General features: G+C 46.3%; 1 protein-coding gene. It reads right to left on the reverse strand.

Going from position 1 to position 637, the window contains the following annotated elements:
* Positions 1–637 (reverse strand): complex I subunit 1/NuoH family protein (locus ACXJJ8_RS15410; RefSeq protein WP_499031858.1); only part of this gene is annotated, 637 nt, incomplete at both ends.

Genomic DNA, 637 nt, shown 5'->3' on the forward strand with positions numbered 1-637 from the left:
CAGCCAGAATAGGAAGAACACAACCGAAGAGAACTTCAGCAGGAACCAGATAACACCCGGAATGAAATCAAGGAATGGGAACGGCGAATGCCATCCACCCAGGAAAATCAAGCTCGTAAGGGAAGCAATGACGAACACGTAAACATACTCCGATAGCATGAAAAAAGCGAAGCGGAAACCGCTGTATTCCACATGATAACCAGCAACGAGCTCAGACTCCGCTTCCGGCAAGTCAAACGGCGTTCGATTGAGCTCCGAGACCCCGGCTATAACGAAAATGATAAAACCTAGAATCTGGGGAATGAAATTCCAATGCCAGAAACCGCCTGTTTGATGATCAACAATCGTATGTAGATTTAGACTGCCTGTCATCATGATGACACCGATAACGGAGATGACGAGCGGTACCTCATAACTAATCATTTGAGCCGCGGAACGCATACCGCCTAGCAGCGCATATTTGTTATTCGATGCCCAACCGCCGAGGATAATACCAATCGTAGAAATCCCCGTTAAGGCTACATAAAAGAGCAGTCCGACATTCAAATTCGCATTAAACATCCGATCCGAAAATGGAATCGTCGCAATGATCGTGAACGAAGGGATAAATGTAATGATAGGCGCCAGAATGAAAAGC

The organism is Lysobacter sp. P5_C4 (genome assembly GCF_054049695.1).